Here is a 12,008-nt window from a genome sequence, read left to right on the forward strand (position 1 = left end):
AATATGCCTGTTTTTAAACCTTTCCGTGGAATAAGACCTCATAAAGACTATGAAAGCACCTTCCCTACTCATCCTTTGGACAATTTTACACAGGAAGAAATAGCGGAGAAAGCCCAAGTTGAAAACACTTACATCAACATGATAAAACCGTATGTTGTAAGTAAATCCAAAGATATTGACCGGAATCTAAGGAAAATCCGGTCGACATTCGAAGAGCTTCTGGACGAAAACAAACTCGTACAGGATAATTCGGCGTACTATCTTTATGAGCAGATCTATCCCAGCAAACAGGTTTTCAGAGGACTTCTCGGGCTGGCAAGTATCGAAGATTTCTGGAGTGGTAAAATCAAAAGACATGAAAGTACAATTCCCCAAAAGAAGGAAAAGCTGGCTCATTACCTTGAAAAAGTAAACCTTCAGGCGGAACCTGTACTGCTTACCTACCCTGCCAATTCTAAGATCGAATTGCTGATGAACCATGAAGAAAAGAATGTTCCGATCTTCAACCATGTAGATTCTAAAGGAATCAGACATAAAATCTGGAGAATCGACAACCGTTTGAAACTTCAGCAGTTTAAGGAAGTTATCGACCAGATCGACTCTTTCTACATCGCAGACGGACACCACAGAATCGGATCTACCGCGCTGAATGCCAAATATCATAAAGATAAAAATAAAAGACATAACGGTACCGAGCTTTACAATTTCGTGTACAGTTTCATAGTTTCCAACCAGTCTATTAAAATCCACGACTACAACAGAGTTGTGACCGATCTTAATGGCCTGTCGAGTGAAGTGTTTCTGAAAGAATTGGAAAAATATTTTTTAATTCACGAAAAAGGAGAAACGGCATATTACCCTTCTCAGAAATTCCACCTTTCGATGTATCTGGACGGGAAATTTTATTCTCTTCACGTAAAGCACGATCTGCGTTCAAAGGAAATGTCTCTGGATAATCTGGATCATCATCTTCTGGACAAATATATTTTTAAGGATATTTTAAAAATTGAAGATCCGGACAGTTCAGAAAAAATTTCTTATATAAAAGGAACTTCAACCATTGAAGGAATCAACCAGATCAAAGAAAAAATCGACAGCGGAGAAGGAAAAGTAGGATTCGGAATTTTTCCTGTAAGTTTTAATGATATGATTAAAATTTCAGATTTAAAACTGAGTATGCCTCCAAAATGTACATTTATCGAGCCAAAACTCGTTACTGCATTGTTAATGTATGATATGAAACCTTAAAAAATTACTATTTTTTCCCTACTTTTATCACGGAAAAAGAAAAGGTAAATAAAAAATGAAAAAAATCTTCATTATAATTCCACTCTTTTTGGGTGGATTTTTATTTTCTCAAAAAAAACCTCAGAAAAAACCGGCAAAAAAGACAACGGTCGCTGCAAAATTCAACTATCATGATGAATTTAAAAAGATTTCAGACGAAATCATGACCAACGGAACCGCATATAATAACCTTGGAGAACTCACGAAAGGGATCGGATCCCGTTTCAGCGCTACTCCCGGCTATACAAAAGCCGTAGAATGGGCAGAAAAAAAGTTTAAGGAGATCGGCATTGAAATGATTTGGAGACAGGAAGCAAAAGCTCCGGTCTGGATCAGGGGAAAAGAATCTTTGCAGATAAAAGCAGGAAACGGAGACTGGAAAAACATCAGAATGTTATCTTTCGGAAACTCGGAAGGAACTGGTGGAAAAGATCTTACCGGAGAAATTGTTTTAATTAACAGCACTTCTGAGCTTAATGCCTTATCCGTAGGACAATTAAAAGACAAAATCGTCTTCGTGAATCTTCCGATGGATCCGAAAATCATCAACACCAGCGATTCATATTTAATTACTGCAAAATCAAAATTAATTTCCGCTTCTGTGATTGCTAAAACAGGAGCAAAAGCTTTAATTATAAGATCTTTAACGACCGCTAATGACGATATACCCCATGCTAAAATGATCTACTATGAGCCAGATGATAAGGTGAAAATTCCTGCTTTATCGATCGGGGTAAGATCTGCGGACGAACTTGAAAAGCTATTAAAAAAGCAAAAAGTCATCGCAAAGCTCAACATGACCGCCGAATCAAAAGGCGACACTACCAATCCGAATATCATTGCTGAAATTCCGGGTAAAAAAGATTCTAAAGTGATTCTTTTGGGAGCCCAGCTCGATTCCTGGGATTTTGGAGAAGGCGCAATTGACGACGGAACCGGGGTTGTACAATGTATCGAAGTTTTAAGAACATTAAAAGCACTTGGCTTTGAAAATAATCATACAATCAGGGTTGTACTGTTTGCCAACAGTGAAAACGGCGGACAGGGACGCGAAATGTATGCTGCCTATGTAAAGAAAAAAGAGGAAAAGCATATTTTTGCTTTGGGAACGGATGCAGGAGGCTACTCACCAAGAGGATTTTCACTGGATATGTCGCCACAAAGAAGAAGATTGATTTTTCCATGGAAAGAATATTTCCTTCCTTACGGGGTTTATGATTTTGACCAGACAGATGCCATTCAGGATGTTTCTCCTCTGAAAAAGCTGGATATTCCTTTGGCTGAGCTCGTTGTAGACACCCAAAGATATTTCGATTACCACCACTCTGTAGAAGATACTTTCGACAAAGTAAACAAGAGAGAGCTTCTTCTAGGTGCAGTTGCCATGACACAAATGATCTTTATGATTGATAAAAATTGGTAGAATGAAAAAGATATTAGGAACGTCATTACTTCTTCTGAGCATTACAATTTTTGGCCAGACAAAGCAGGACTCCATACAATTTGCAGAAATTTCTAAAGAAATTCTGAATAACGGTAAAAGTTACACCGAATTAAAAGATTTAACTAAAAATATCGGTCACCGTTTGAGCGGTTCCGAAGCGTATGAAAAGTCCGTAAAATGGGCAGAACAAAAGCTCCGTGAAGCCGGTGCTGACAAAGTATGGCTTCAGGAAGTCATGATTCCGGTTTGGGTAAGAGGAAAAGAATCTTTACAGATAAAAACCCAGGACGGAAAATGGAGAAACCTGAAAATGCTCTCTCTGGGAAATTCAGAAGGAACAGGCGGAAAAGATATTTCCGGAGAAATTATCATGGTAAAATCTCTTGAAGAATACGAAAAACTTCCTAATGAAAAGGTAAAAGATAAGATTGTTTTCTTCAACTACCCTTTTAGTCAGACTTTCATCGAAACTTTTAAAGGATATGGTGATGCGGCAAAATATAGGGTGAATGCAGCTTCTCTGGCTGCGAAAAAAGGAGGAAAATTTGCAATCATACGTTCACTTTCTTCGGCTTTTGACGATGTGCCACACACAGGAGCGATGCGTTATGAAAACGACAATAAAATCCCGGCTGTTGCGATTGGAAACACCACTGCGGATGAATTGGAAGTACTTTTAAAATCTCAAAAAATAACCGCAAAACTGAACTCCAACTGCGGAATGAAAGGGGAAAAACTTTCCCATTCCGTGATTGGTGAAATTACTGGTAAAAAGGATAAAAATGTCATCGTTGTTGGCGGTCACCTTGATTCCTGGGATGTTGGCGAAGGCGCACATGATGACGGAGCCGGAATTGTTCAGAGTATTGAAGTGTTGAGGACTTTCAAAAAAATGGGAATTCCGAATAACCATACCATTCGTGTTGTTTGTTTTGCCAATGAAGAAAATGGCTTAAAAGGAGGCATCCAATATGGGAAAACAGCGAAAGATAATAATGAAAAACACCTTTTCGCGATAGAATCTGATGCAGGAGGTTTCGCTCCGAGAGGAGTTTCCCTGGAAATGGACGATGAAAAAAGAAAGCAGATCAAATCATGGTCTAATTTGTTTTTTCCTTATGGGGTTTATCACTTTGAAGGTACCTATTCCGGTGCGGATATCAGTCCTCTTCATGCCATGGGTGTTCCTACGGCAGAGCTGGTTCCGGATTCTCAACGGTATTTCGACATCCATCACACAGTGGAAGATACTTTCGACAAGGTCAACCGAAGAGAATTGCTGCTGGGCGCCGTTGCCATGACGCAGCTTATTTATATGATTGATAAGAATTGGTAATATGTAACCGCCTTTTAGGGGCGGTTTTTTTGTACTTTTTAATCCTATTTGTTACTCTCCTGTCATTCCAACAAAGGAGGAATCTATTTGTAGTAGATACTTCGACTGATCCACGCTCAGCATGACAGCGTTATGTCTTTCTGGAAGGATCTGTATGGTTGAAAGGATATTGATTGATAATTTAATTGTTTTGTTTTTCTAACTGTATCATTGAGATTCTTTCAGAATGACAAAAAAAGTGTGGCTATTAGTTTTGTTTTAATTGTTTGTTGGAATTCTTTCATATCTTCCGCTGTCATTCCAACAAAGGAGGAATTTATTTGTAGTAGATGCTTCGACTGCTTCGCGCTCGGCATGACAGTGTGGATGTTTTTTCTTGTAAAAATTTGGTTATTACTGTGTTACAGACTAAAAATGACAGTTAAAAACGCCTGATAAAAAATGGGAAATATATCTTAACGATTTCATAATTCATATAGAAAAAAGGTATTTGGCATGATAATGGCTAATTAAAATCACGAAAAAAAATTAAAAAAACACACTTTAACGATGAAAAAATTGACATCGGTGGATCTTTCACGGTTACACCATGCAGAGTTTGGACAATTCATTGTCCGTCTCTTCGAAGATTTCAGCAACTCAGGTTTAAACGCCAATACTGATGAGGATTTTAAAAGAATGTTTACGAATATTCAGGCTCAGATCCCGGTTTACACTGCTGCTCTCGATCAGATAAAAGCTAATGATGAATCGGCGAGAATGGCTGATGCAGATAAGATACGCGATGCGGATCTACGGGCGTTGCGCGATGCTTTAAAACCATACAGGAATGCAAAAACCCAAACAGAGAAAGATGCCTATAACACAGTAAAACTATTGCTGAACGAGTACAAAAATGTACAGCACGCATCTTACGAAGAAGAAACCAGCAAGCTGAATATACTTGTTGAAAAACTTCTCTCTTCAGAATACAGCTTCCATGTGTCTGCATTGGGGATTGTGAAATTTGCGAATCACCTGTCTGATTCTAATGCCGCATTCAACACAATTTTTGCAAGGCGCACTTATCAGACATCACAACAGCCGACATTCGACGTGAAGGCATTGAGGAAAATCCTCACCCACGACTATAAACAGATGACGAACTACATCGTAACCTTAGCCAACGTAAAAGACCAGGTTTTTTACAAAGATGTATTAACCGTCATCAACAATGTGAGAAACTATTTTTCGAATATTATCCTTTCGAGAAATGGTATTAAAAAAAAAGTTTAACAATTTAAAGTAATTTATGATGAAGAATTTAATGGAAACAATGTTTAGGAATCAGGAAGATTCTATGAAAATGAAAGTTTGGAGTATTATTTTATTAATTGGATTTGCACTGCTTTCAGTGCTTGTATTTGTCTCAAAGATCAGTTTTAACAATATTATGATTTACCTGATCGCTTTTGCAGCTTATATCGGTTTCAGTTTTATGTTTATTAATTCTTTAATGGAAAAGCACAGCGTAATGCAGAGCAAAAAAAGAATGAACAGACACTCATAACTTTTCAATTATAATTTTTACTAAAAAACCACTCTCTTTCGGGAGTGGTTTTTGTATGCCGTTAGGTTTTACTGTAAATATTCTTTCTTTTTCATTGTAACATCTAAAATCTTTCCGTCTCTTTTTATTTTGATATCAATGGTTTCCTGATCGCGTTCTATCCTGTTGAGGGTGTAATGACAGGCACCGTCCTGATCCAGATTCTCCAGATTGATATTGTTGATACTGATGATGGAATCCCCGATTTTCAAAGGGAAATTGTCTTCTTTAAATACAAATGTCACCACCGGTTTCAGGTCAATAAAACGATAGCTAAACCCGAAAGTTTCCAGTTTGGCGGGCGTTTCCTTGATTCTTTTCATATAAATCTTGCTGTTTTTCCAGTCGAAAATAAAAGCAAAATCTTTGAAAAATTCGTTTCCGATAAGATCCGAACCTCCGGTTGCGATGAGCTGGTTGGGAAAGTTTTTATTGCCCAACGTCATGTCTTCTGCCCTGAAAATATATCCTGCAACAGGTTTTCCCGCCCCGAAAGCTCCGACAGCACTTGTCCCGAAGGTTTCAACAGCTCGTGTAGCTTTTTTGGAATCAAAATTCTGATCTGCAATTCTCAACCTTCCCGAAGCGCCTGTATCGAAAGTCAGTTTTATGTTTTTATCTAAAATTTTAGTTTCAATCATCGGAGTTTTTTGGGTCTGCGTCAGAAAAGGAATGGTAATGTCGTACCCCGAAAGATCAAAAAGCGACAAATCTTTCGTTGCTTCCAGTGAGTTCTCGGAATAATTGATTCTCCAAAACAACTTGGCCATCTGGTTTGCCCCAATCAGTCCGTCAACTTTCAGACAGCCGAGTTCTGCGGAACTGAGATCCAGGACAATGGCTCCGATTTTCTTGAAAACCACATGATCGATGGTCATTTCCGGAAGTTCCGTAAAGATCTGTTCATGTTTGTTTTTCTGTGAGTCTTTTACTTTGCTTCTGTGTTTTTTCTCAAGGTTCAGTTCTTTGTAGATGGTTTGTGAAATGACCGTCGGCGCACCGGAATCAAACAGAAAATTATACATTTTCCCATTGATTGTCACCTTCACAAAAGGAAGTTCATTCGCATAGTTCAGATTAATTTTCTCAACAGGATTCCGAAGCTGCACTTCCCCATTTTCAAAAAATCTTTTTCCCTGCGCGGAAATCAGAATACTGCAAAAAGCAAAAAACGAACAGAAAATATTTTTCATAAATTATTTTTCATGCGAAAATATCACTATTCATTTTAAGATCATTTAGCTTTTTAATTAACAGGGGTTGAAAAGAAATAATTTTCGATTAAGTTTACACCATTAAAAGTTGCTGCATTATTGAATGTATAAACACTTCTTGAAATGCTGGTACTGTCCGACTGAAAAACATAATATAACGTGATATTCGAGTTGGTACCATTAGTATATACAAACGCCTGTGTAATTTCAAAATCACGTCCCATCAGTGGCTGAAAATTAGTACTTCCCAAAATAGGGGTATCTTGTGGATTGCTATTATTTGTTCCGATATTCTTAGTTCCCACATAAGTTCTTACAAACCCGGAATTAGCGTTGTTTAAAATATGTATTTTCAAATAAATCATATGTGTGCCGGGAGGAATGGTAAGGCTTGCAATCCTGTTCCAATTGGTATTTCCTATCGCAGTGTTGTTTAGCCAGCTGAATGTACCTACAATATTTTGTCCGGTAAAAAGTGATAATTCCTTCCATGTTCCTACTCCATTTGCATCGCTGTACAAAACCTTATTATCAGCTTGATTTCCATCCCAAAGCTTAAAACCAAATATAGGAGAAGCTTGTGTCCCAGCTGTTTTTATATCTAGCTTCACAGTTGGATTTGTATGCCCAAGCGCCAGATTACCATCGGGTTGGGAAATAACAACATCGTTATCTGGATTAATATCCAAACTACTGTTTGCTCCATTTACATGAAATATTCCTGTAGGTTGACTTGTATTAATCCCTATCTGTGCATGTATTAAAAAAACATTGCAAAAAATGCCTAATAAAATAATTTTCTCTTTCATAGTTTTTTCACAAAGGTAAGATATTTTAGATAATATGCAAATAATTAAAAACTTTAACAAATTAAACATAAAATAACTCAAAATAAATACGAATATGACAATTCATATAAATGTAAAATTATTATTAATAAAAATAATTTTAAAAATTAATTCACATTTAAAATAAATATTATTAAAAAAATAAAAAGCATATTTTTAACTTTCAATTCTACACCCTTAACAAAAAAGCCATCCTCCCGGACAGCTTCATATTAAAAAAAAAATCTCTTAAATTTTATCAAGAATTTTCTGTGGCAAGACTTTCACCAGATCACGTTTGAACTCTTTTTCAAGAATGACAAATTTCCAGTACTTTCTGTCTTTGGAAATGGCACAGGCCTTCATGGTGGCATTGATGAGATAAGCGCCTTCGTTGGCAAGGTATTTCACGTTATTTTTACCGTATTTATTCGTCAAGGCACCGTTGATTTTCTTTTTCATGTCCGCATCTAAGGAGCTGACGTTGCATTTCATTGTAAAGGAATAATTGGTGATAGAAAAATATTCGCCTTTTATCAGTTCCGGCTTTTCAATATTTCCGAATTTAAAATCCTGCATGTCGATTTTCATGAAAGGATTGTTGTAGGTCATGTTCAGAAGCTGGGTCATCTTATCTTTTGGAATCACCGTAAAGAACTTCGGATAGATACAGCTTACCGCCTGATCTATGTTTTTGGTTTTAATGCTGTTGGTGAAATAAGTAAGCGATTTTTTTATATTCGCATTATCGGGACTGACTTTGGTCTGTGCAAAAGTCACCAACGACAACAGGACGAATAGAAATAGAAGTGATTTGATTTTCATTATAATTTTAATATTAATTTTCTGCGTCAATTCGAGTGTTTTTCATAATAAAATAAAGAAAAAATGTATCGTGAACTTTTAATTTTAATAAACTTCTCGGTACGATTTTTTCAAAATCTACTCGAAGTGACGTTGTATTAGTTGAATGTTTGATTAATCTGTCGCAGGTTGTAGTAAGTCGTTACAGAGAATATTTAATTCAATAAAAAAGCCATCCTTTCGGACGGCTTTCAGAATATTGTAAGATTCAATTATTTTACTTTTACAAGCTCCACATCGAAAATCAACCATGCATTTGGCGGGATTACCCCTCCTGCTCCTCTTTCTCCGTAGCCCATTGCCGGCGGAATCAATAATGTAGCAGTTTCTCCTTCTTTTAACAAAAGAATACCTTCGTCCCAACCTTTGATCACTCTTCCCATTCCGATAGGAATTTCGATCGGCTCGTTTCTCTTGAATGAAGAATCGAACTCTGTTCCGTCTACTAATTTTCCTGCATAATGTACAGAAACATTGTCACCTGCTTTCGGAGCTTTTCCGTCAGTAGTTTTCGTGATTTTATAGTAAAGACCAGATTCAGTTTTTTGCATTCCGGCTTTCAGGTTTTCAACCATTTTTTCCTGATTTGCTTTGAATTCTTCTTCTTTTTTCTTCTTTTCAGCTTCTTCTTTCGCTAAGTAAGCCTTGTTATTTTCAGCGATTTTAGCTTTTCCTTCCGTGAAAGTCTTTGCTGCATCGTAGTTTTTGTACTCGTCGCCTTTGCTGAAAATAGAAACTTTTTCTAAAACGATATCTGTTTTAGGCTTATCCTGAGCTCCTTTTTCTACGTTGGCAATCGCATCGATCACATCTTCACCTTTTACCACTTTTCCGAAGATCGTGTGTCTTCCGTCTAGCCAAGGGGTAGCAACTTCCGTGATGAAGAACTGAGAACCGTTTGTATTTGGTCCGGAATTCGCCATAGAAAGCACTCCTTTTCCTGTGTGGTGAAGATCGTTTTTCTCGTCTTCAAATTTATATCCGGGATCTCCCATTCCCGTTCCCTGAGGATCTCCCCCTTGGATCATGAAATCTTTGATCACTCTGTGGAAAATCGTTCCGTCATAATAAGGAACTCCTTTAGCCTTAGCTTTGTTGTCGATTTTTCCTTCTGCAAGACCAATAAAATTAGCTACAGTTACAGGTGCTTTTTTATCCTCAAACTTTACGATCATGTTACCTTTTGTCGTCTGAAGATTTGCATAAAGTCCGTCATTAAGACCTTCGTAAGTTTCTTTGTCTACGTTCATTTTTTTATAAATTGGTGTACAACTCATCAGCGAAATACTAGCCGCTGCCAGAATTATATTCTTGTTAAACAATTTCATTGATTATAATGCTTTTAATTTTATGATTAATGGAATATCGTTGTCGATTTTCTTCTCGTCTCCGTAAGTTCCGTATGCGAGAGAAGATGGAACTAAAAGTGTAACTTCCTCACCATCATGTATAAAACGCAAAGCATCTTCTACAGCTTTTAATTCATCAAAGTGTCCGAATCGGGCGTCTCTTCTTTCAAACGGTTTGTCATAGATCTTGGTCTGATCAAAATCGTACAGATCATAAGAATAGGAAATGAAGGAATTGTCCTGTCTTCTCTGTCTCTGGTCGAAACCTTCTGCATTTACCCAATAATTAAGCTGCGTCGGGTAAAATTTCACAGGCTGATCATTGATCCATTCCTGGATCTGCATTCTTTCCTGTGTATTAAGGTTTTTCATCCTGTTTCTGGAAACCTCAAGGTCATTCTTGCTGAGAACTCCGCCAACAGGGGGATGAGTCTGCGCATTCTTGCTGCAGCTCAGTAGACCCAGTACCGATATGAAGAGTATTTTTTTCATAAACTTTTGCGAAAATACACATTTCGGGAATCAATTACAAAACTTGGAGAACTTATTGAATTAAAAGTTTCCATAATTTTTGAAAATAATTTGATCTTGAAATTGCTTTTCTTTTAAACGCAAAGGTTTTATATTAATGATTAATAATTTTAAGGGGGCTAAGTTTTAATCAACAAGTTGATTGGATGAAGCTAAGAGTCAAGCTTCATGAAGTAATGTATTGCTTTTGCCTCCTAACAAAAGAAGTTTGTTTAATAAATCTTTGCGTTTAAATTGAACCATTACAATTCTAAAATTTCTTAAAAAAGCTGTTCAAACTTCCCCGTTTCTATGCATTGTCAGGCTGAGGCTCTCGAAGCCCTTATGTATTATTATTTTAAAATTTTTAATAAGGCTTCGAGAGCCTCAGCCTGACAACGCGGATACTACTACCTGTATCAAAATAAAATAGTTTTAAAACAAAAAAAGCCGGGAAAAACCCGACTTTATATCATTTTTAAGTTTACAATTAAACCGTTTCCAAAACATGATCAACCAATACTCTCCATCCGAAAGGATCTTCTGCATGGTTGGTCTGTATATCAACTAAATCGTTTTTCAAAATAACTGCATAGCTTTCTTCATCCGAAAGTCTTGGTAAAGCCAATTTTTCACCGTTGTATCCTAACGCCTGGAAAACGGTAGTCACAACAGCTGTTCCTACGCCCCAAACTTCTTTCAGAGTTCCGTTTCTCTGAGCTTCTACAACGTCTTTTACTTTAATTGGTTCTATTTTTACTTCGATTCCTCTTCTTCTTGCCAGTTGGATAAAGCTGTCTCTTGTAACACCGTCTAAGATTTTTTCAGAAGTTGGTGGCGTGTAAATGGTATCGTTAATTCTTACGAAAACATTCATTGTTCCACTTTCTTCGAAATATTCGTGAGTAGAATCATCTGTCCAGATAATCTGCTCGTATCCTTCTTCGATCGCCAATTGCGTAGGATAGAAAGATGCAGCATAATTTCCGGCAGCTTTAGCAGAACCAACTCCACCGCTTGCCGCTCTTGAATAGTGATCTGAAATTTTCACAGAAACAGGTTCTGTATAATAGCTTTTTGCCGGTGTTGCAACGATCGCGAACATATATTTATTAGCTACTCTCGCTTTCAAAGCTTCTTCAGTAGCAAAAATCAATGGTCTGATGTACAAAGACATACCTTCTCCCGAAGGAATCCAGTCTCTGTCGATATCCACTAATGCTTTTAGCCCGTCCAAAAACATTTCTTCAGTTACTTCTGGCATTGCAAGACGCTTTGCCGACTTGTTGATACGTTCAAAATTCTTTTCAGGCCTGAAAAGGAAAACCTGTCCGTCTTTGTCTTTGTAGGCTTTCATGCCTTCAAAACAAGCTTGTCCGTAGTTGACACCCATCATGGCAGGAGTAAACATCAAAGGACCGTAAGGAACTAATTTCACATCACCCCATTTTCCATTTTCATACTCGCATATTATCATGTGATCAATAAAAGTATTTCCAAATGAAAAATTGTTTGGGTCGAATGTAGAAATTCGGGAGTTTTCAGTTTTTTGAATTATCATTTCTAAAATTTTTTATGATGTTCTACAA

Annotated in this window: 11 protein-coding genes; 5 read left to right on the forward strand and 6 right to left on the reverse strand. The window is 37.1% G+C overall.

The annotated features are described in order from the left end of the window. Positions 1-3: 3 nt before the first annotated feature. The 5 genes from BMX24_RS07535 to BMX24_RS07555 all read left to right on the forward strand — a co-directional run bounded on the left by BMX24_RS07535 (position 4) and on the right by BMX24_RS07555 (position 5,616). Positions 4-1,248 (forward strand): DUF1015 domain-containing protein, encoded by a 1,245-nt coding sequence (locus BMX24_RS07535; protein WP_089791422.1) that lies wholly within the window; start codon positions 4-6, stop codon positions 1,246-1,248. Positions 1,249-1,303: 55 nt separating this feature from the next. Next, entirely contained in the window at positions 1,304-2,710 is a 1,407-nt protein-coding gene (locus BMX24_RS07540; RefSeq protein WP_089791423.1) for a M28 family peptidase, read from the forward strand. Position 2,711: 1 nt separating this feature from the next. Continuing rightward, a complete protein-coding gene (locus BMX24_RS07545; protein ID WP_089791424.1) occupies positions 2,712-4,067 on the forward strand; it encodes a M28 family peptidase in 1,356 nt (451 codons plus the stop codon). Positions 4,068-4,616: 549 nt separating this feature from the next. Next, complete coding sequence (locus BMX24_RS07550) at positions 4,617-5,342, forward strand: DUF6261 family protein (protein WP_089791425.1); 726 nt, start codon at positions 4,617-4,619, stop codon at positions 5,340-5,342. 16 nt (positions 5,343-5,358) lie between these two features. Next, complete coding sequence (locus BMX24_RS07555; protein ID WP_139176772.1) at positions 5,359-5,616, forward strand: hypothetical protein; 258 nt, start codon at positions 5,359-5,361, stop codon at positions 5,614-5,616. A 68-nt stretch (positions 5,617-5,684) separates the two neighbouring features. Here the strand turns inward: BMX24_RS07555 and BMX24_RS07560 are convergent, their stop codons facing one another. The 6 genes from BMX24_RS07560 to BMX24_RS07585 all read right to left on the reverse strand — a co-directional run bounded on the left by BMX24_RS07560 (position 5,685) and on the right by BMX24_RS07585 (position 11,980). Further along, positions 5,685-6,848: an aspartyl protease family protein gene (locus BMX24_RS07560; protein WP_089791427.1), complete on the reverse strand. Its 1,164-nt coding sequence runs from the start codon at positions 6,846-6,848 to the stop codon at positions 5,685-5,687. A 53-nt stretch (positions 6,849-6,901) separates the two neighbouring features. Then, positions 6,902-7,558 carry a hypothetical protein gene (locus BMX24_RS07565; RefSeq protein ID WP_139176775.1) on the reverse strand — a complete coding sequence of 219 codons (657 nt, stop codon included), beginning with the start codon at positions 7,556-7,558 and terminating at the stop codon, positions 6,902-6,904. 387 nt (positions 7,559-7,945) lie between these two features. Further along, positions 7,946-8,521 carry a hypothetical protein gene (locus BMX24_RS07570; RefSeq protein ID WP_089791429.1) on the reverse strand — a complete coding sequence of 192 codons (576 nt, stop codon included), beginning with the start codon at positions 8,519-8,521 and terminating at the stop codon, positions 7,946-7,948. Between the two features lie 251 nt (positions 8,522-8,772). Further along, complete coding sequence (locus BMX24_RS07575) at positions 8,773-9,810, reverse strand: peptidylprolyl isomerase (protein WP_228404802.1); 1,038 nt, start codon at positions 9,808-9,810, stop codon at positions 8,773-8,775. 81 nt (positions 9,811-9,891) lie between these two features. Further along, positions 9,892-10,401 (reverse strand): FKBP-type peptidyl-prolyl cis-trans isomerase, encoded by a 510-nt coding sequence (locus BMX24_RS07580; RefSeq protein ID WP_089791430.1) that lies wholly within the window; start codon positions 10,399-10,401, stop codon positions 9,892-9,894. Between the two features lie 508 nt (positions 10,402-10,909). Beyond that, a complete protein-coding gene (locus BMX24_RS07585) occupies positions 10,910-11,980 on the reverse strand; it encodes a branched-chain amino acid aminotransferase (RefSeq protein ID WP_089791431.1) in 1,071 nt (356 codons plus the stop codon). Positions 11,981-12,008 lie beyond the last annotated feature (28 nt).

Origin of the sequence: Chryseobacterium wanjuense (assembly GCF_900111495.1) — a bacterium.
GTDB lineage: Bacteria > Bacteroidota > Bacteroidia > Flavobacteriales > Weeksellaceae > Chryseobacterium > Chryseobacterium wanjuense.

Coding starts and splice junctions, on each gene's coding strand:
- BMX24_RS07535 (WP_089791422.1), top strand. CDS start 4: ATGCCTGTTTTTAAACCTTTCCGTGGAATAAGACCTCATAAAGACTAT.
- BMX24_RS07540 (WP_089791423.1), top strand. CDS start 1,304: ATGAAAAAAATCTTCATTATAATTCCACTCTTTTTGGGTGGATTTTTA.
- BMX24_RS07545 (WP_089791424.1), top strand. CDS start 2,712: ATGAAAAAGATATTAGGAACGTCATTACTTCTTCTGAGCATTACAATT.
- BMX24_RS07550 (WP_089791425.1), top strand. CDS start 4,617: ATGAAAAAATTGACATCGGTGGATCTTTCACGGTTACACCATGCAGAG.
- BMX24_RS07555 (WP_139176772.1), top strand. CDS start 5,359: ATGATGAAGAATTTAATGGAAACAATGTTTAGGAATCAGGAAGATTCT.
- BMX24_RS07560 (WP_089791427.1), bottom strand. CDS start 6,848: ATGAAAAATATTTTCTGTTCGTTTTTTGCTTTTTGCAGTATTCTGATT.
- BMX24_RS07570 (WP_089791429.1), bottom strand. CDS start 8,521: ATGAAAATCAAATCACTTCTATTTCTATTCGTCCTGTTGTCGTTGGTG.
- BMX24_RS07575 (WP_228404802.1), bottom strand. CDS start 9,810: ATGAACGTAGACAAAGAAACTTACGAAGGTCTTAATGACGGACTTTAT.
- BMX24_RS07580 (WP_089791430.1), bottom strand. CDS start 10,401: ATGAAAAAAATACTCTTCATATCGGTACTGGGTCTACTGAGCTGCAGC.
- BMX24_RS07585 (WP_089791431.1), bottom strand. CDS start 11,980: ATGATAATTCAAAAAACTGAAAACTCCCGAATTTCTACATTCGACCCA.